General features: G+C 38.5%; 17 protein-coding genes. 4 read left to right on the forward strand and 13 right to left on the reverse strand.

From position 1 onward, the window contains the following. Window positions 1–38: 38 nt before the first annotated feature. The 3 genes from ACESSZ_RS01225 to ACESSZ_RS01235 form a co-directional block, all read right to left on the reverse strand. Window positions 39–362, reverse strand: coding sequence for a hypothetical protein (locus ACESSZ_RS01225; RefSeq protein WP_008689218.1), 324 nt, complete (start codon window positions 360–362; stop codon window positions 39–41). Then, on the reverse strand, window positions 359–820 hold the full coding sequence (locus ACESSZ_RS01230) for a helix-turn-helix transcriptional regulator (RefSeq protein ID WP_008689221.1): 462 nt from the start codon (window positions 818–820) through the stop codon (window positions 359–361). The genes ACESSZ_RS01225 and ACESSZ_RS01230 overlap by 4 nt, the downstream gene beginning before the upstream one ends. 107 nt (window positions 821–927) lie before the next feature. Beyond that, a complete protein-coding gene (locus ACESSZ_RS01235; protein WP_008689222.1) occupies window positions 928–2,004 on the reverse strand; it encodes a metallophosphoesterase in 1,077 nt (358 codons plus the stop codon). Window positions 2,005–2,239: 235 nt separating this feature from the next. Here ACESSZ_RS01235 and ACESSZ_RS01240 point away from each other — a divergent pair, with 235 nt between their 5' ends. Continuing rightward, complete coding sequence (locus tag ACESSZ_RS01240) at window positions 2,240–3,379, forward strand: anaerobic ribonucleoside-triphosphate reductase activating protein (protein WP_008689224.1); 1,140 nt, start codon at window positions 2,240–2,242, stop codon at window positions 3,377–3,379. 17 nt (window positions 3,380–3,396) lie between these two features. Further along, window positions 3,397–5,769: a ribonucleoside triphosphate reductase gene (locus ACESSZ_RS01245; protein WP_008689225.1), complete on the forward strand. Its 2,373-nt coding sequence runs from the start codon at window positions 3,397–3,399 to the stop codon at window positions 5,767–5,769. Between the two features lie 225 nt (window positions 5,770–5,994). On the opposite strand, the gene ACESSZ_RS01250 is transcribed toward ACESSZ_RS01245, so the two are convergent. The 9 genes from ACESSZ_RS01250 to rbr form a co-directional block, all read right to left on the reverse strand. After that, entirely contained in the window at window positions 5,995–6,651 is a 657-nt protein-coding gene (locus tag ACESSZ_RS01250; protein WP_008689226.1) for a Crp/Fnr family transcriptional regulator, read from the reverse strand. A gap of 28 nt (window positions 6,652–6,679) precedes the next feature. Further along, complete coding sequence (locus tag ACESSZ_RS01255) at window positions 6,680–8,491, reverse strand: aryl-sulfate sulfotransferase (protein ID WP_008689228.1); 1,812 nt, start codon at window positions 8,489–8,491, stop codon at window positions 6,680–6,682. 69 nt (window positions 8,492–8,560) lie between these two features. Beyond that, window positions 8,561–9,736, reverse strand: a complete 1,176-nt coding sequence (locus ACESSZ_RS01260) for an NAD(P)/FAD-dependent oxidoreductase (RefSeq protein ID WP_008689230.1) — start codon at window positions 9,734–9,736, stop codon at window positions 8,561–8,563. Further along, entirely contained in the window at window positions 9,733–11,196 is a 1,464-nt protein-coding gene (locus tag ACESSZ_RS01265) for a Na+/H+ antiporter NhaC family protein (protein ID WP_008689232.1), read from the reverse strand. Before ACESSZ_RS01265 ends, ACESSZ_RS01260 begins: the two co-directional genes overlap by 4 nt. A 100-nt stretch (window positions 11,197–11,296) precedes the next feature. Further along, the gene (yunB, locus tag ACESSZ_RS01270) at window positions 11,297–11,977 is read right to left on the reverse strand and encodes a sporulation protein YunB (protein ID WP_017144610.1); all 681 of its coding nucleotides are present in this window, start codon (window positions 11,975–11,977) and stop codon (window positions 11,297–11,299) included. Next, complete coding sequence (locus tag ACESSZ_RS01275; RefSeq protein ID WP_008689236.1) at window positions 11,949–12,266, reverse strand: hypothetical protein; 318 nt, start codon at window positions 12,264–12,266, stop codon at window positions 11,949–11,951. The genes yunB and ACESSZ_RS01275 overlap by 29 nt, the downstream gene beginning before the upstream one ends. A gap of 185 nt (window positions 12,267–12,451) precedes the next feature. After that, window positions 12,452–13,129, reverse strand: a complete 678-nt coding sequence (locus ACESSZ_RS01280; RefSeq protein WP_008689238.1) for a potassium channel family protein — start codon at window positions 13,127–13,129, stop codon at window positions 12,452–12,454. 15 nt (window positions 13,130–13,144) lie between these two features. Further along, a complete protein-coding gene (locus tag ACESSZ_RS01285; RefSeq protein WP_226896750.1) occupies window positions 13,145–14,557 on the reverse strand; it encodes a TrkH family potassium uptake protein in 1,413 nt (470 codons plus the stop codon). Window positions 14,558–14,907: 350 nt separating this feature from the next. Beyond that, a complete protein-coding gene (rbr, locus tag ACESSZ_RS01290) occupies window positions 14,908–15,444 on the reverse strand; it encodes a rubrerythrin (RefSeq protein ID WP_008689243.1) in 537 nt (178 codons plus the stop codon). A 415-nt stretch (window positions 15,445–15,859) separates the two neighbouring features. Between rbr and ACESSZ_RS01295 the strand changes: the two genes are divergently transcribed. Then, window positions 15,860–17,950: a glutamine synthetase III family protein gene (locus ACESSZ_RS01295; RefSeq protein WP_008689244.1), complete on the forward strand. Its 2,091-nt coding sequence runs from the start codon at window positions 15,860–15,862 to the stop codon at window positions 17,948–17,950. Between the two features lie 322 nt (window positions 17,951–18,272). On the opposite strand, the gene ACESSZ_RS01300 is transcribed toward ACESSZ_RS01295, so the two are convergent. Beyond that, window positions 18,273–18,638: a sporulation initiation factor Spo0A C-terminal domain-containing protein gene (locus tag ACESSZ_RS01300; RefSeq protein ID WP_008689245.1), complete on the reverse strand. Its 366-nt coding sequence runs from the start codon at window positions 18,636–18,638 to the stop codon at window positions 18,273–18,275. Between the two features lie 546 nt (window positions 18,639–19,184). Here ACESSZ_RS01300 and ACESSZ_RS01305 point away from each other — a divergent pair. Further along, complete coding sequence (locus ACESSZ_RS01305; RefSeq protein ID WP_008689246.1) at window positions 19,185–20,861, forward strand: Na/Pi cotransporter family protein; 1,677 nt, start codon at window positions 19,185–19,187, stop codon at window positions 20,859–20,861. Window positions 20,862–20,980 lie beyond the last annotated feature (119 nt).

The following is a 20,980-nucleotide window of genomic DNA, read 5'->3' on the forward strand; positions in this document are numbered from 1 at the left end:
AGGCATGCCATCGCTTGTTTTTTATGTGCAACTCTTGTTTAATCTATGATTTCTTTGATACTTTGTATAGTATCAATACGCAGCATGCGCACGATTGTTTTTCGTTTTGTCATGGTTTCTATTAACAACCATTCATCATCTAAATCACATAAAACACCTTCAATGCTATACATCGCATCTAGTGATGCCAGTGGTTTTTTTAAGATGATCGAGCAATTCTTCTTAAGATATTGCGGCAATATGGCTTGATAATTTAATGATGGTTGATCTTTTACAGTCTGTTTTTCCTTTTCCCCATGTGTCACTGTTTTCATAAGATAGCACAATAACACAAGGATGATTAGCAATAAAAATATTGTCATGCTGCTTCCTCCACGATCATAAAGCCATGGATAGCCCTTGTATCAATAAGTTTTATCAATGTTTCTTTTTTGAAAAAAGTATTGCTTTTTCCTCTTGTATAAGCCACTCGTATCCATTCCTTCGTAACCTCCAGCACCTTTGCTTTCTCGTTATAGGAATTCAGCATGTAATCAAAATCCTCACAATCTAAAATAACCGTCTTTCCCTGTAAAGCCTGTAACACATGCAAATCCTTCTTTGTTTTTTCTTGAGCTAGTATCTCTAATTGGTTATCCGCAAGATCGTCTAAAGAAATATGATAGATAGCCGCTAATTCGATAGCTTTATCAAAAGTCGGTGCACTTTGCCCATTTTCCCAGTTCGATATGGTTTGTCTTGTTAAAGAAAGCAAATCGGCTAGCTCTTGCTGACTATAACCACTTTTTTTACGCAATGCAATTAACTTATCTTTTAACATCGAATACCCCTTTCTACGTTTTGTGTGGTTCTATTATAGCGATTGTGCTAAAAAAACACTAGCAAAAATCTTTGGCATTTGGGCAAATTTCAATAACATTGCCTAAGCTACTGCCCCTTAAGCGTTATTTTAACAATTTCAGAGGTTGTTCCTATACGTATTGGCAAGCCCCAAGTACCTGCTCCGCTGCTGACAATCATCGGATATGGCTTTTGATAAGTTCCATAATCATAAGGATATGCCAACTTTGTAAAGAGAGTATTAGGAAAGATCTGTCCCTGATGCGTATGCCCGCTGACTTGTAAATCTATCGCATGGACATCATCAAAGCATGGTCGATGATCGATAACGATAATTGGCTTGTCTGCTTGACAGGATTTTATAAAGGTGGCAAGCTCCATACGTCTTTCCTTTTTGTCCTTGCGTCCAATCACATAAAACCGATGATCTACGAAGGCTGTTTCATCTTTCAGGATATGAATGCCACTTTGTTTCAAGAGGGTTTCATATGCTTTACGATTCTTACTCAGCAATTCATGATTGCCGGGACTATAATAAATTTTATCATGAAAGGAAGCATTACGACATTTCATACAAAAATACTGTAAGTCAGTAATTGGCGTTGCTTCGTCAAAGAGATCTCCTGCCACTAACAAAGCATCCATTGGCTGCTTTTCTAACATCGCAAACATTTGATCCATACGTTGCTTGTCCACTCCACTTCCTAAATGCAAATCACTAAGTAAATAAAACTGCAGATCTTTCACTATGTTCATTTTCGCAGTTACACTATAGCTACGCAAGACAAGCGGTGCTGCCTGCCGATAACCGATATACACAAACAATGCAGTAAAAAGAATACATCCTCCTAGAATATATCGCAAAGATAACTTATAAGCCCTTCTTTTTTCTAACAAAAAGGCAATCCCCTGCATGAGGGCAAATAGTATGAACCATACCAGCACAATTGTTGATATAAGTAGGATCCATGCACGTAAAGATTCTTGCTGCAAACGATAAAATTGATTGCTGAAGCGATAAAATAAAATACCATCACCACTCACTAACAACACTTGCAGGCACCGATAAAAAAAGCCTTGTATTTGTTGATGTATCCATCGCAATTGCAGATAACTCACAAGGCACACCAACAATCCCATCCCAGCTAAAAACACACCCATCATGATTTTATCCTTCTTTCGTCTTTTGTCTATTATCATAGCACATTCTGATAGAAAGCACAGGTTTACACACAAAAACAGTGTGTATCATTATAACATTAGACAACCAACGATAATAGTATTACAAATGAAAACGTTTACTACACTTTCATAATTTACATGGTCCAAACGGTTGAAGTTACAAAAAAGCTGTGTTATCATACAAATAGTTGAATAGTCAACCATTTGGAGTGATGACATGGAAAGCAACAATTATTTATTAATGAATATTTCCATTCTTTATCGTTGTGGGCAAAAATATTATGATAAACAGTTAAGTGATTATGATATCAATGCCGGACAGCTTCCTTTTCTGATTCTGATTTATGAAAATGAAGGAATCAGCATGCAGGAACTGGCAGTGAGAGGATGTTTTGATAAAGGTACCATTACCAAAAGTATTGGTAAATTAGAGGATGCCGGCTATGTTCGATCTTGTGCCAGTACGACAGATAAAAGAGTGCGCTTGCTCTATACAACCGATCGTACAAAAGACATCATTTCAAAGATTTATCTCATTCGACGAGAATGGTGGGAACGCTTGACTCGCGACATGAGTGCGAGCGAATGCGCGAATACAGAAGCTTTGCTAGATGCTTTAACTGAAAAAGCTAAGCAGTATGATGCCATGGAAGATGAAAAAGAAATTAAGCTCTTTGGCTTGCAGAAATTGACTCTGTTGGATTATCCGCAGAAGATGGCAAGCACGATTTTCACCGGTGGCTGTAATATGCGCTGCCCGTTTTGTCAAAATGCCGATTTGGTCTTCTTGAATGAGAATACCTCGCAAATACCTACCAAAGATATTATCGCTTTTTTAAAAAAGCGCCGCAGTGTCTTAGAGGGTGTCTGTATTACCGGTGGTGAGCCTTTATTAAATGATACCTTAGAATCTTTTTTAAGAACCATCAAAGAATTAGGTTACCAAATAAAGCTAGATACAAACGGCAGTTATCCAAAGCGTTTAAAAGAACTCGTCGAGAAAAAACTGATTGACTATGTCGCAATGGACATTAAAAATTGTCTAAAGCGTTATCCTGAAACAACCGGCATTCACAATTTTGATGTGACACCGATCATAGAAAGTGCCGCATATTTAATGGAAGATCACATTCCTTATGAATTTCGGACAACAATTGTAAAAGAGCTTCATACCTTAGCCGATGTGCAGGAAATCGGAAAATGGCTCAAGGATGCCAGAGCGTATTATCTGCAAGGCTTCGTCGATAGTGAACGAGTAATTCAAAAAGGGCTACACGCTTACGATGCCCAAACCATGAAACAGTTACAAGAAGCTGTTATTCCATATATTGCAAATACACAGCTTAGAGGCTTGTAAAGGAAAGGAAGAAAATTATGTACAAAGTAATTAAAAGAGATGGAAAGGTTACCGATTTCGATATCGCCAAGATTACCATAGCCATCACCCAGGCATTTGAATCTGTCCAGCGCCAATATCATCCAAGTGTTATTGATATGTTGGCATTGCGCGTCACCAGTGATTTTGAGCCAAAAATCAAAGAGGAACGCATTCATGTCGAAGACATTCAGGACAGTGTAGAGGATGTATTGATTCAGGCAGATTATGCCGATGTCGCAAAATCTTATATCCTGTATCGTAAACAGCGTGAAAAGATCCGTAATATGCGTTCGACGATCTTAGATTATAAAGACTTAGTTGACAGCTATGTAAAAGCAACCGATTGGCGTGTTAAAGAAAATTCGACGGTCACCTATTCCGTAGGCGGTTTGATCTTAAATAACAGTGGTGCCATTACTGCTAACTATTGGCTTTCTGAAATCTACGATGATGAAATTGCTAATGCTCACAAGAATGGTGATCTGCACATCCATGATTTAAGCATGTTAACCGGTTATTGTGCCGGTTGGTCATTAAAACAATTGATTCAGGAAGGTCTTGGCGGTGTGGTTGGCAAGATTACCTCAAAACCGGCTTCTCATTTAGCAACGCTTTGTAACCAGATGGTAAACTTTTTAGGCATCATGCAAAATGAATGGGCAGGTGCACAAGCCTTTTCTTCCTTTGATACGTATTTAGCGCCATTTGTAAAAGTTGATAACCTTGATTATGATCAGGTAAAGAAGTGTGTGGAATCCTTCATTTATGGTGTTAATACCCCTAGCCGTTGGGGCACACAGGCACCTTTCTCTAATGTCACCTTAGACTGGACCGTTCCAAATGATCTGGCTGAAATGAACTGTATCATAGGCGGCAAAGAGGTAGACTTTAAATATAAGGATTGTAAAAAAGAGATGGACATGATCAATAAAGCCTTTATTGAAGTCATGCTGGAAGGTGATGCAAACGGACGTGGTTTCCAGTATCCAATCCCAACCTATTCTATCACCTCTGATTTTGATTGGTCAGATACCGAAAACAATCGTTTATTATTTGAAATGACAGCGAAGTATGGTACTCCTTATTTCTCTAATTATGTAAATAGTGATATGGAACCAAGCGATGTACGTAGCATGTGCTGCCGTCTGCGTCTGGATCTGCGTGAATTACGAAGAAAATCTGGTGGATTCTTCGGTAGTGGAGAGAGCACAGGTTCTGTTGGTGTTGTAACGATCAACCTACCTAGAATCGCCTATTTAGCTAAGAACAAAGAAGAATTCTATAATCGCTTAGATCATTTAATGGATATCAGCGCACGTTCTTTGAAAACAAAACGTACGGTTATAACCAAATTATTAGATGAAGGTCTGTATCCTTATACAAAACGTTATTTAGGCACTTTTGAGAACCATTTCTCAACCATTGGTTTGATTGGTATGAATGAGGTCGGCTTAAATGCCAACTGGCTGCGAAAAGATCTGACCCATAAAGAAACACAGGAATTCGCAAAAGAAGTTTTAAATCATATGCGTGAACGTCTGGTGATCTATCAGGAAGAATATGGTGATCTATACAACTTGGAAGCAACACCTGCTGAATCAACGACCTATCGTCTTGCAAAACATGATAAAGCACATTATCCAGATATCATTACCGCAACAGAAGAAGGCAATAGCCCTTACTATACCAATAGTTCACACTTGCCGGTAGGCTTTACGGAAGATATCTTTGATGCTTTGGATGTACAGGATGAATTGCAAACATTATATACATCAGGAACAGTATTTCATGCCTTCTTAGGCGAGAAACTTCCAGATTGGAAAGCAGCTGCATCTTTGGTACGCACCATTGCCGCAAACTACAAACTGCCATATTATACTTTATCCCCTACGTATTCCATCTGTCCAAACCATGGCTACATCACCGGTGAACAATACACTTGCCCTCACTGTGGTGCTAAGACCGAAGTATGGAGCCGTATCACAGGGTACTATCGACCAATCCAGAACTGGAATGAAGGTAAATCCCAGGAATATAAAGAACGTAAGGAATATGATATCGGCCACAGCGTCTTAAAAGGAAGAGATGTGTTCGCCCCTCACAAAGATGAGGAAGTGAAAAAACCAGAGGTACAATCTAAAAAAGTCATGCTCTTTACCACAAAGACATGTCCAAATTGCAAGATTGCTACCACATGGTTAGAGCAAGCAGGCATTCCTTATGAAAAAATTGATGCTGAAGAGAATCAGAAGCTGACAAAACAATATAAGGTCATGTTAGCTCCAACCTTGATTGTTGCCGATGAGCAGGACTATCAGGCATATGCCAATGCCAGCAATATCCGTAAGTTTATCGATGCTCAAAAATAAAAACACTATCCTTGTAAAGAGCTTTGCTCATCATAAATAAAAAGAAAAAAGAAGGTTGCAACTATTGTATAATTGAACAATAGCTAGTAATCTTCTTTTTCAATACCATCCCTTTACACATAAACATTTCATAATAGGAAAACATCTTTACCATATAAAAAGAACCAATCGTTTCTTTTTATGCTTTTTCATTATCGTTTATCCTACATGCATATCCTCTTATGGCTATAGTAAATCTTCCAATGCTTTTTGATTTAATAACACCAGATTATGTCCATCAATGCGAAAATATCCTAAAGCTTCCATACGCTTGATTTCTTGGTTCAGAGAAGAACGTGAAACGCGCAAGGTATTTGCCCACATCGTTTGTGACTTTGGCAAAGGAATGTGTTCATTTTGCGAAAGATTATTCATGCCAATCAGCCAATACGCGACACGCTCTTGAATTGTCTGATAATTCAAGCAATTTAGCAACATCTGATTCTTTAATCCACGTTTTGAGATATAGAGCATAAAGGAATACATCATTTCGGAATCATCCTGTAACATACGCTCAAAAACAGAAGTCGCTATCCATGCAACTTCTGTTTTCTTAACCGCTGCCAATGTATACGTATATACTTTTTTACCAGTGAAGTAGAGAAATTCGGGAAACACATCACAATCTTCAAAGTAAGCACTACACAATTCACAGCCATTTACGGTATACAGATTTGCCTTTAAGATACCATCCACCACAATCCCAAATTCTTCAATCGGTGTTCCTGTTGGATGAATGATTTCTGCTGTTTTATAACACTGATAACGAAAGGCCTTCCCATATACGGGATGATGTAAACAGCGATATGCGAAAGGTGTCTGTTGCGATATACGGTTTTCCAAGGAAGTCTACCTCCTGCCTCATGTAGTTTTATGCAAATGCCTGATCTAAGAAATCACAGACATCATCGTAATCCCGTTCTCCATTAAAGCGTTGTACTTCTTTTCCATGACGATAGATTGCCACAACAGGAATACCCTGTACATGACATGCATCCACAATGTCCTTATTTTCATCCACATTGACATAGCGGATATGGAAACTACTGTTAAATTCATCCTGCAAAGCTTCCTCTAATACCGGATGTAACGCTTTACAATGAACACAACGTTCAGCACCAAACAAGACAAGCACTGGTTTATCATTTACCTTTAATACTTTTTCATTCCAATCCGCAAAGCTGTTTACCGGTTCAAATAAATCCGTATCTACGCTAAATACTTTTTCACGCTTGCTCATGTCTTCTTCATCATCGGTCGCAACACAAAGAGCTACATCCTGATAATAAGGTAAAGTTCCCTCTACATCAATAATCTTCTTAGCACCAAAGACACCGGCATTTGGTACACGATAGGTAATATTATCAATTTTAGGAATCACAACTTCCTGTGGTGTCGGTTCTTGTGGTACATAGCTATATGGATAACGATATGCACGATAGATCATATTATTCTTTGGTCCGGTTTCATTATGTGTATAATATGGTGAAATCCATTCCCAAACAATCTCATGCTCTGCCGTTACTTCTATTATACGACCATCGCTGCCTTCTGTCACTAGGGTATTTCCATTTGGCAAACGCTGGGCACTGGATACATAAGGACTGTAAAATTTACTAGCATCGGTAGGAATGGCATGACCGAGTTCTTTTGGTGTCAATTTCCAAACAACTTCCAATGTGATTGGATTGAATTCTAATACACGGCTATAATCGCGCAGCGCATTTTTCGTTCCGTTTTTAGAGCCTGGATTAGGAACGCCATAGCCGCCCCAACCACCATTGTCAAATACTAACAAGTTGCCTTCACCAGGAAGTCCTTTGGGAATCATGTGGAAGTGATGTTGTCCAATAATCCAACCTAATTTTTTCAATTCCGGTGTTGCGTTGAAATCAGGACCGATGCGCCAAACAATCTTACCACTTTCCTTATCTAAGATTGCTAAAATGTTAGCTTCACGGCAATCAAAGATGATATTGTTTGGTTTAAAGCGCTGATCTCCTTGATCGTACCATTTATTAGGTCCAAGATAACTCATGCAATTCACATGCAAATAATCACCGACACCGCCATCAGATGAACGCATATTCGGATCTCTGGAAAGGATATTTAAGGCTGCTTCATCAAAGCCTAATTCATCAAAGTGATCGGTAATTGACCATTTCCATAAGATATTACCTTCCCAATCGACTTCGATCATACAGTCATCCAATAGCTTTTTATCTGAGATTTTAGGATTATGCACTGTTTGATGTACGAGAATCAGTGTATTCCCTTCTAATGGTTTGGCATCCATGCCTGGCACATAATAGCCGACAGGATTTCCTTCTCTTTGATAATCGTGATGTTGACGTGCCATCCAGCGATGATCTCTGCCCGGGTCATTGATTTCTTCAAATTTATCAAATTCCCATACGATATTTCCATCATAATCAATCTCAATCAGGTTAACACCATCCTGCATACCATAGTCTGGATGACGGTAACCGGAAAGGCCAATCACATAACCTCCTGGTAATAATTTTGGTGGCATGGCATGCATATTCCAACGACGGATTTCATTTCCATTCATATCAAACAACAAGACACCATCATTGATCAACGGTACGATCGTATACCCACTCCAACATTTTTTTGGATCATAAACAGTAACTCCATGAGGGAAAACACTTGGCTGTCCCATAACTCATTCCTCCATTCTTTCTTTTATTCATCAGCATTCTTCGCTGTATGAGCCATTTTTCTATTTTCTTTATAAAGATTCTTCGATGCGTTCTACTTGGCCGTTTTCATAATAAGCGGCTGCTGGTACATTGTGCATTTGCAAGCGTTCATACAATAAGCTTTGGCGTGTGATATCCTGACGTATGACATGATAAGTTTCACCAAGCTTTTCTTCCATCTTCGTAAGAACATCAATTTGAGCACTATCATATGGATTGTAGAACAGAAAGGCTACTTTACCACTGTCTGGTGTTAGGATTGCATCAATCTGTTTCTTTTCTTTCACATAGCGCTCACTGGCCGTTGCCGCAATCGCACCATCGGCGGCCGAAGTTACAACCTGTCGTAAGAAAGTTTGGGTACAATCCCCAATTGCATAAATACCAGGTACATTGGTTTCTTTCTTTTCATTTACCTTGATATACCCTTTCTTATCACAGGCAACCAAGTCCTTTACAAATTCCGTTTGCGGTACCATACCGACAAAGAAGAAAATACCATCGGCTTTTACTTCCTTACTTTCATTGGTGACAACATTCTTGATGACTAAACTTTCTACTTCCTCTTTCCCCTTAATTTCTTGTAAGGTAGAATTCCAAACGAAGTGAATCTTTGGATTATGGAAGGCGATTTCTGCTGCGACTTCATTACAATCAAGATGTCCTTCTTCATGTAAGACGATAATGGTAACTTTACTTGCAAAGTTTGTCAGATAATCGGCTTCTTCAATTGCCTGATCTCCGGCACCCAACACATAAATTTCTTTGCCTTTAAAGAATTCTGCATCACAGGTTGCACAATAGGCAACACCATGTCCGGCAAATTCAACTTCACCGGGAATACCTAAGATTCTTGGTTTTGTGCCGGTATCTAATAACACGCACTGTGCTAAGAAATCTCCACGACGTTTGGTATGGATCACAAAGCTTCCATCCGCTGCTTTTTCAACGCCGGTAACCGTTGTACGTTTGAATTCATTTGTTGCATAGCTGCGTGCATGTTCCTTGAATTTTTCCATCAATCCGGCACCACTATCAGAAATTGTGCCCGGATAGTTACGAATCTCTCTGGTGTCATTGATTCTTCCACCATAGCTGCCTTTTTCAATCAGCAATGTCTTGCGCTGTGCGCGGCCTGCATAGATAGCAGCTGCTAATCCGGCAGGGCCGCCACCGATAATGACAACATCATACATTTCACTCATCTTTCACCACTCCTTTGCATATGCAAGCTATGTTTCACTTTTTCTCTATGTCTGCCCAGACCAAGTACGACCCAGGCGATACAGACAAGTGTTAACAACAAACAGTAATATGACGATATAAAGATTTGCCATGGTGTAACATTCGGCAGCATTGGATTTTTCGCTGTCATTTCCGCAACGACCGTTACGGCACCCATGACAAAGGCGGAATTGATTGGGACAATGGCAGTCACATTGGTTGCCATCGCAGTTAAGAGTATGCTTCTTCGACTGGCAGGAATCTCGGCCTTTTGACCGACCGTATCTGCCACATCTTTAAACATGATGATTGAAGGTAAGACGCAGCCTGCCAGTAAGACATTTACCACACCTACACCGATTGCGATAATGCCTTCTGCTCCTGCCGGCTTTTGAATCATCTTACGACTTAGCAAAAAGTCACAACATTTCTGCATCATGCCGCCTTCAACTGCTATCTGAATCAAACCATATAGCAAAATGGTAGATAGGATGATATCCGTTACGTTGGTAATACCATCGAAGAATACCCCATGCAGCTGTTGGGTCGTCGTATCAATGAAGAAGATATCCGACATTTGAAAAATGCCGGTTGCTAAACCAATGACGATACCGGTAAGGATACCGCCACTCACTCCCATGAATAAATCACTTGTCTTAAAACAAATTAGCAATAAGACAACGATGGGCAGCAGCATCCATAAGCCTGAATGATTAGAAAGCTTGCTTAATTCTGCTACATGCTCTACCGCACTTGTATCACTGCCTAAGAAATAAAAGAGAATCATGGAAACAATACCGGCGAAAAGGATATAAGGCAAACGTTCTTTCATCGTTTCGATTAAATCCGCACTCTTTTGGGTATGGGCATCGTGTTGCGAAGCAATGGTCGTATGGATGACCTGCGAACTTGGGGATAAAGCATCGCCAAAGAAGATGCCACTCATCATTGCCCCCAATAGAACAGCAGGATGAGCCCCTAGCATAATACCGGCTGGATAAAAGATCGGTACTACCGCTAATAACGCCGCAATCGGTGCACCTGCGCCCATTGAAATAATGCTGCAGCCAAGGAAACAAAAGACCACAAAGGCACCACCATGCAAATCTAAATGCAAACTGGCCCAGATAAAACCACCGCCGATGCCTCCTGTCACTAGCACCTTAGAAAAGATACCAATAACCATAAAAATCAGAATGAGCCGAGCATTTCCATACTGTGCTAATCCTCGTACGATGGCATTCCAATATTCCTTTTTCTTACGGCAAAACAAATAACCAATAAAGATGGAAACGATGGCCGCAAAGATCAGCACTTTCATAGAATAATACTGAAATCCTATCATGATAGCTCCTCCTAAAATCACATAAAGGAGAATAGGAATCATCGCAAATTCTTGACGACCGTAGAAGGTTAGGGATTTTGTCTGTTCGGCATTCATAATCGCACCAGCTCTCTTTTAACCAGTTCTATGATAACACTCTTATTTTTATAAAACATGTTGGATATCCAACACTTTTTTACATTTTGTGAATAAAATATCAATTATTTGTAAGCGCATACGGTGTAATTTCCGGTATGTCTCCATTTACCACTTGAATGACGATGGGAAGTTCCATTTTCGTCTTATATTCACTCACACTTAAAAACGTGATGACTTGCGCATCCACATGAATGACAAGAGAAATCTTAATCATCGTATTATTGATACCATAAGGCTTTGCCTCTGTTTTGATTTCTCCGGTGACATCGTTGAGCATCTTCATACGTATCTTAACCTTCGGTCCTTTATCATAAAACAAATAAGTTTTCGTAAAATAACCGATCGGTACTTCATATAAGATTCCATCTTCATAAAAGACCTCTTTCGTTGTCGGGTCTTTTTTTCCATCCTGCGCTGCCAATAATGATTCATCAATTGTATTTAAAGCGGAGTACAATAGCGCATTTAGTTTTGCCGAATCATACTCTACACTTGTAATCTGATTTGCGCTATTACGTTCCACGCGCAATAGATCTTCACTTTTATATTCCATATCACTTAATACCTCTTTCACGATATTATTGATAGCAAAACCGGTATGCTGCTTGGCAATCGCCTGTAGCTGAGGTTCAAAGGTATGGTGAAAAGCTGTTATCATTTGAAAAATGATCAATAGAAGAACGATAAAAAGAAGTAAAAGTTTCCCTTTTTTATATCGTTTGATCCTTACCTTCTTCACAAAGAATCACCGCATCTTTCGCTTTCATGCCGATGGTAACGCCTTTTTCCTTCGCTATGTGATTCATGGACATAATCTCACTATCTAAAATGCCGGCAAAGCCAAAGGTATAGCGACATAAAAGTACGGCTACCGGACGATTTAAACGTTCAAAATAGTCCATGGAGAAATTATCCTGTGCTAAGATCGTATGTGTAGAAATGATAAAATGAATCGGATATTGAGGCAGATTGATATAAATACCTGCGAAATGATACTGTCCTACCGTAATACTTTTGACTTCAACCATATACGCATTCCTCCTGTTGTATAGTATATGAAAAAACAAATAAATCTTGTCAGTGAGATAAAGGTAAACAAGTAACACGAGGACAATCGTATTTTGATCAGGCCTTTTTTAATTGCGAAAAAGGATATAAAAAAACACCGTCACATGAGACGATGTTAGGTTTCCATAACGTTCTTGATAAAACTTTATAATTCATCTAAGAAATCAAAACGATCTAACGTATTGCAATCAGAAATCACAACCAAATGATCCTGTGCTTCTATGCGATACTCGGCATCCGGACATACATTCAAATGTTCTTCTAAATAGCCACGTATTCCTACGACGTTAATACCATACTTACGACGCAGATCTAATTCAATCAATGATTTTCCTACCCATTGTTTCGGTGTCGGTATTTCCACAATACTATATTCACTGTCTAAATCAACAATATCAATGATATTTTTTCCTAAGACACTTTTCGCAACCTGTTCGCCCATTTCTTTTTCCGGACGGACCACTTTATTAGCTCCCAATTCAAGAAATATTTGCATATAACGTTTATTTTTCGCCTTGGCAACAATATAAGGAATACCTAATTCTTTTAGATTGATGATTCCCATAACACTTTCTTCCAAATGATTCCCCATACTGACAATTGCCACATCACAATCCTGAATACCGGCAGCTCGCAGCTGATCGATATCTGTGATATCACACTGCATGGCCTGTGTGACAATATCGGCCATACGATTCACACATTTAATATCGCTGTCTACTGCGATAACATCGCAATTATAACGACTTAATGTTTTGGCAACGGTTGAGCCGAAAATACCAAGTCCTAAAACGGCATATTGTCTGTCTGTATATTTTTTCATAGTTTTTTTCTCCTTTTAACCAACAATGATATTTCCATTAGGATAGGAAACCTTTGTACTTTTATCAAGGCCAGGTTTTGGTCTGGTAAGTGACAAGATCAGTGTCGAAATACCAATTCTTCCCACATACATCAATAAAATGATGATCAGTTTTCCACCTACTCCTAAAGTAGCCGTAATGCCTAAAGATGAACCAACGGTCGCCATAGCGCTCACCGCTTCAAAAGCGAGTGAGATAAAAGGTTTTCCTTCCACAATATTTAATAAGAAGATACCTGTTAACAGCGTTACCAGATTAATAAAGAAAATACCCATCGCACGTATAACAATACTGTTGCCAATCGTTCTGCGTAAGACAACCGTCTTTTCACGACCCTTTAAGGCACTTAACATATAAATAACGATAACAGCAATCGTCGTCGTTTTAATACCACCGGCGGTACCTCCGGGAGAACCACCAATGAACATGACGACCATCATCAAAAGATCGGTTGCAGGTCGTAAACCACCATAATGAATCGTTGTAAAACCGGCTGTACGCAATGCGATGGATTCAAACATCGCTGTCATTGTCTTTTCAAAGATATTGAAATCACCAAGCGTATGAGGATTAGTAAATTCTAACAGTAAAATAAGCAATCCCGGCACTAAGATCAGCGTCAGACTGACCGAAATAACAATTTTCGTATGCAATGATAAAGAGTGTTTAAACTTTTCAAAGCTAATTTGTCTTTTTACTAAAGGCTTGATCTTATCACGGATATCAAACCATACGGCAAAACCAATACCGCCAAGTACGATAAGTCCCATAATGGTGAAACACATGAGCGGATCATGGACATACTGTTGCAAACTAACTGATCCTAAGGTGTCAAAACCGGCATTACAGAAAGCCGAAACAGAAAGAAACACGGCTTTAAAACCGCCATCGAGTAAACCAAAACGTGGAATCATGCGAAAGGCAATCAAGATCGCCCCCACAGATTCAAAAAACAAGGTATAATATAAAATATCTTGCAGGAATTTTTTCATATTGACCACATGATCCTGATTCAGCATTTCCCGCATGACGATTTTTTCATTCATGGATAAACGATTGCGAATAATCAAGACGAAAACAGCCATAAAGGTCATCAATCCCAAACCACCGATCTGAATCAAAAGCAGAATAACGATTTGTCCAAATGTATTAAACGTATCCGCAACGGTCACCGTGGAAAGTCCTGTAACACAAGTTGCACTGGTTGCGGTGAATAATGCATCCAGCGGATGAAAAAAGCTTCCATTTTTTGTCGATATCGGCAACGTCAACAATAACGCCCCGCAAAGAATGACCAATAAAAAACTTGCGGCAATCTTTTGCGCAGGAGACATTTTTTTAAAGTTGAGCAGCGAATGTATGAAGTTCGTCATAGCTTGTTCTGACACCTTTTCCCTTCGTTAAATATCTATCTTAGAAATTAGCTTGAATTTCTTATGTTCTTGCTTAAGATGTATCATATTCATTTTACACATTTCCACATTTTTTACAACACTTGCATAAACAATTTTTATAAGAAATCGTTTATGGTTTAAGGAAATGTGCTTAAAAACTTCTCTTAAACATATAGAAAGTACTGTTCCTTATCCTACACTACCTTATATATATTTAAAAAAATTGCTACTATGATTTTAGCACACTCTGTTTCATAACAGGAGTTTTTTCTAAATATTGCCAAAAACAGGGAAACACCAGATAGAAAAAAGAGGATACCGCCTGGATATCCTCGATAAATTTCCTAATAGTTCTCGTTACGTACCTCAAAATAAGAGCGTGGATGATTACAAACCGGGCATACTTCTGGTGCTGTTTTACCAGTATGCAAATGACCGCAGTTTAAGCATTCCCAAACCGTTTCTTCACTCTTTTCAAAAACGGTACCATCTTCGATGTTATTCAATAATGCCGTATAACGTTGTTCATGTGTTTTTTCAATTGCCAAAACACCTTCCATTGTATCTGCGATATCATCGAAACCTTCTTCACGAGCTTCTTTTGCCATACGAGCATACATATCTGTCCACTCATAGTTTTCACCGGCAGCGGCATCTTTCAGATTCGTCACAGTATCAGGCATACCATCATGCAATAATTTAAACCATAATTTCGCATGTTCTTTTTCATTGTTTGCCGTCTGTTCAAAAATATTGGCAATCTGTACATAGCCGTCTTTCTTAGCCTTAGAAGCATAATACGTATATTTGTTTCGTGCCATGGATTCTCCGGCAAATGCTTCATTCAGGTTTTTTTCCGTCTTTGTTCCTTTTAAGTTCATTGGTAGATCCTCCTTTTCTTGATGATGGATACAACCATGTATATGAAAACACCTTCACACTTATACCTTTGGTTTCGCATCATCAGTTTCTATTCTTATTGTACTCTGTTTTTTTTGATTTTTCATCTTTTTTATGAAATTTTTTAACTATTTGTTATATTTCTTCCTTCCTCTGCAACGATATTTCTAGCATTTCTATAGCATTTCGCGATACTTATAAAAAAAGGCTATACAGTTTATTTTAGAAAATCTTCTTAATATCCCCTTTTATCTTATTTTTTTCATATAATCAGCGATTATTTTTTGAATAGGAACCATTATTTTAGAAAATTAATGAGAATTTTCTTAATTTTTTTGAATCTACTATACATATTTAAAAAAATAAAGTAAAATCAATACATAGGAGGATCAAACTATGACAGAAAAACACCCTTTTGATGATTTCGGTATCAATTTATTTAGTGAAAGCGTGATGAAGGAATGTCTGCCTCATCCCATCTATACAAAATGGAAAACAGCTACCCGCAAAGAAGATGCTTTAGATCGCAATACAGCCGATGCGATTGCCCATGCGATGAAAACCTGGGCCATGGAAAAAGGCTGTACCCATTTTACACATTGGTTTCAGCCTTTGACTGGTTCAACAGCAGAAAAACACGATTCCTTTATTGAACCAGGAGATCATAATCAACCCATTTCACGTTTCTCAGGAAAATCGTTGATTAAAGGGGAAGGTGATGCTTCTAGTTTTCCAAGCGGTGGCTTGCGGGCAACCTTTGAGGCACGCGGCTATACCTATTGGGACTGCACCTCTCCTGCGTTTATCAGAGATAACGTATTGTGCATTCCGACGATCTTTGTATCTTATAATGGGGAAACCTTAGATAAAAAAGCTCCCTTATTAAAGAGTGCGGAAGCCATCAGTAAACAGGCTACCCGCATCGTTAATCTGTTTAAAGATAAAGATATTAAACGGGTCAATGCCATGGTTGGCTTAGAACAGGAATACTTTTTGATTGATAAACAGCAATATCAAAAGCGTATGGATCTTATGCATACCGGACGCACCTTGTTTGGCTCCATGCCGCCCAAAAGTATGGATATCCGCGGTCATTATTTTGGCTCGATTCCTGAGCGCGTACAGGCGTTCATGAGTGATGTAGATAAAGAGTTATGGAAACTGGGAATCTATGCAAAAACCGAGCACAATGAAGTAGCTCCATGTCAATTTGAAATTGCCCCTTTATTTATTGATGTCAATGTCGCCATTGATCAGAATCTGATTATCATGGATGTCTTAAAGAAACAGGCTGATCGCCATGGCTTTGCCTGCCTGTTGCATGAAAAACCATTTCAAGGTGTGAATGGCAGCGGTAAGCACAATAACTGGTCTTTGGTCACTGATGATGGACAAAACCTGTTAGAACCCGGCGATCGCCCACATGAAAATATTCGCTTTTTGCTCTTTGTATGCGCCATTATTGAAGCTGTTGATACGTATCCGGAATTATTACGTATGGCAGCTAGCTGCTACGGCAATGATTATCGCTTAGGTGCCGATGAAGCCCCTCCGGCAGTTATATCCATCTGTATGGGAGATGAATTAGAAATCATCTTAGAAAAGCTGCGCAAGGGTGAACATGAATTAAAGAACGAAGTAGAAACACAACCTTATGCAATTGCCAATTTATCCTATGTGCCAAAGGATACCAGTGATCGTAACCGTACTTCACCATTTGCCTTCACCGGCAATAAATTTGAATTCCGCATGGTTGGCAGCAGCCGCAGCGCATCCACGACAAACATCATTCTCAATACCATTGTCGCAGATTCTTTAAGTCGGATAGCCGATGAATTGCAAAATTATAAATATATTGATGATATCCGCAAGAAATCCTTAACCATCTGCCGCAACATTTTACAAAAGCATCACCGTATCTTATTTAGCGGAGATGGTTACAGCGAAGAATGGCTGAAAGAAGCTGATAAACGAGGATTGCCAAACATTGCACATTATATTGATTCCATTCAAGCATTGATTGATGAGAAAGCCATTGCTATGTTTGAAAGAAACAAAGTATATAATGAATTGGAATTACAAGCCCGTGTCGATATTTTAACAGAAGAATACCGCAAATCAGTGAAAGCAGAAGTATTGACCTTGTTGAATATTTCTAAAAAAGAAATTCTGCCGGCTTTAGTAAAAGAAATCAAATTTTATAGTGATGCCCAGAATTCACTAGGAATAGAAAATGCTTATTATCAGCGAAAGATCAAACACCTGTTACAATTATTGCATGATTTTGATGAACATTATCACGAATTAAAGGAAAAAATGGAAAATCGCGAACAGCATCCGGAAAACCGTGCAAAAGCAAAATATCTGGATACTGTCGTATTACCTGCCATGGATGCTTTACGAACGGTCATTGACAATATTGAAGAATCAATATCCCGTGAACATTATCCATTCCCTACTTACGACGATATGTTCATGGCAATGTAGAACATTTCCTCAGAATTGAAAGAATGTTAAGGAAAGTCAGAAGGACGACGTCTATCTGGGTTTCCTTTTCTTTTTCCTTTTCATTCGCAAACTTTCATAGATTGAAAGAAACTTTGAAGTCTACTATCATAAATCAGGATCCTTTCCAAAAACCTTGTAAAACATCAGAAATTATTTATAATAAATTCATACTCCTTCTAGCAATTCATGTAAATTACGTGCAGAACAATCGTTTCCATTCTAAGGTGTAATGCCGAAAACAATTACGAAAAAAAGCAGTACACCATTTCGATATACTGCTATTGGTCTTTGCCTCGTTGTTCTACATATGCTCGATGTTCAAGTAGTCCACGATAAGAGCTATGAACTCCTTGTTTGTTGGACGTGCTTTACGGCCGTCAACCGTATTATGAAAGATGCACATAATCTCATCCATATCACCGCGCAACCATGTGATTTCAATGGCAACACGAATCGTACGCTCCACACTTTGAATCGATGTATGATGACGCTTTGCGACGAGTGCGTATACATCATTGATGATATGGTTTAATCTTGTGATATCTTGATACACTAGAATAATGGCATCTCTTACATAATAAAAGCCCTTGATATGAGCAGGCATACCAATATCATGTAAAATATCGGTAACTTTTTTGATTAATATCTTCTTTGTTTTTATGACCATCCTATAAATCCCCCTTTGTTGAAAGGCAAAGACCGCTTTAACTTTAATTATTCTGAGCAGATAAATAAAGTCGATTTGTAGCGATTTTTATTTTTTTGGGAAAAATGCTGATAAGAATTCATTATGAAAAAACAACCTTTTTTTCATTTCAGATATAGAATAAAAAAAGGAAATGGAGCAATATTCGAATAAGAACACAATAAAAGCGATTCATAAGTAAAAATGCATAAAAAAGATATCCAAATTGACTGCCGAACAAGCTGTTCCTTATAAAATTTGCACATTTTCCATCTTATCGATAAAATAGGAAGCCATTTACTTTTTTTATATGCTTTAGATTACAAATATCATTCAAAAATTCACCAATAGCTGATTTTTTTAATCATCATATGATTATCATCCTGTTAAACAACCAGCAAACAAACCTTCTCTTGCTTTTTTTTATTTTCCTGTGAAAAATTAACAGACTCTTAACAATACTTATATTGTAGGAACTTAAAAAGTCCATTATACTTTTACTGGATGTAAACAGGAGGTTAAAATTCCATGACTTTTAACAATTTACTCGCCTTATTAGGCGGTTTAGCTTTATTCCTTTATGGAATGCATATGATGAGTGCCGGTTTAGAACAAGCTGCCGGTGATCGCATGAAAGCAATACTTGAAAAGCTCACCAGTAACCCTTTCTTAGGCGTTATCGTTGGCGCTGTCATTACAGCCATCATTCAAAGTTCTTCTGCAACTACAGTTATGGTTGTCGGCTTTGTGAACTCACAGTTAATGACATTAAATCAGGCTGTCTGGATTATTATGGGTGCCAACATCGGTACGACGATTACCGGACAATTAATTGCTTTAGACGCCAGTAAGATTGCCCCTTTGGTGGCAATACTCGGTGTTGTGATGGTTACGTTTATGAAAAACAAAAAGGTCAATGCTTTTGGGGAAATACTGGCAGGACTTGGGATTCTTTTTATCGGTATGGATATGATGAAAAATGCAATGGTTCCTTTACAACAATCCGAAGCGTTCATTCATGCCATGACAACGATTTCCAATCCTGTCTTAGCAATTCTGTTAGGTGCCGGTTTTACTGCCTTGATCCAAAGCTCCAGCGCATCAGTTGGTATCCTACAAGCATTGGCAATCAGTGGACTGATACCTTTAAGCTCAGCAATTTATATTATCTTTGGACAAAATATCGGTACCTGTATTACCGCTGTATTGGCATCTCTTGGCGCAAACCGCAATGCCAAACGTACCACAATCATTCATTTATCCTTTAATATCATCGGAACAATCGTCTTTTTGATCTTTGTTCATCTTGTGCCGTTTGTAAGTTGGATGGAAACCATTACTACCAATCCAGCTGCTCAAATAGCCAATACGCATACCGCATTTAATATTGTTACCACCTTATTATTGTTGCCATTTGGTAATAAGCTCGCAAAACTGGCTCAACTCATTCTGCCGATAAAACCAGAGGAAATAGAAGATGCCGGCTACAACATTCCATTGACTTTTATCGATGAAGACAACATCGGTAGTGTCCCTATCGCGATTTCTTCCTTACGTAAAGAAGCCTTAGCCATGTTAAAGCTGACAGAAACCAATTTGCAGGAAAGTATGCAGGCTTTATATGGAGAACCATTTAAACTTGATAAAATCAACAAACGAGAAAAACGCATAGATTTCATTAATTATGAAATCACCAACTACATGTCAAAGGTCAGTTCCTTAAAAATGAACGAAAGCGATTCTACCACCTGTAATGCTTTATATAAATGCTTTGCTGACATTGAACGTATCGGCGATCATGCCATTAATATCATTCAATATGCCATAGATGGCAGCGAATATAAACTAAGCAGCAGTGAATGGATCAAGGATGAAATAAAACAACTTGAAGAACTGTTAGAAAAAAGCTTTGCTCTTTTGTTTACCTATCGTTTAGATTCACAAAATGATTGTTACGAAAAGATTGAACGTATTGAAGATCGTATTGATGAGTTAACCGCAAATTATCGTCAAAAACAAATCGAACGTTTATATGAAGAGAAAATCAATGCGAAAGATTGTGTCATCTATTCTGAAATCATGACGGATATCGAACGTGTTAGCGATCATATCATGAACATCATCCAAGAATGCAAGCGCTGTAACTTCACATTGAGTGATGAATTATTTGAAAGTGGTATTGCTGCCTTAAATCCAGCGTCTTAAGAAAGGACATTACGTCCTTTTTTATTTGGGTTAAGCGTCATGCGAAGCTTACAAAAAAACGATAACACGCACTGTTGCTGTCTCATACAATTTGAAGCAGCAAAGGAAAGCAAACCTTG

It is taken from the genome of Eubacterium sp. 3_1_31, assembly GCF_964249515.1.
Taxonomy (GTDB): domain Bacteria; phylum Bacillota_I; class Bacilli_A; order Erysipelotrichales; family Erysipelotrichaceae; genus Longicatena; species Longicatena caecimuris.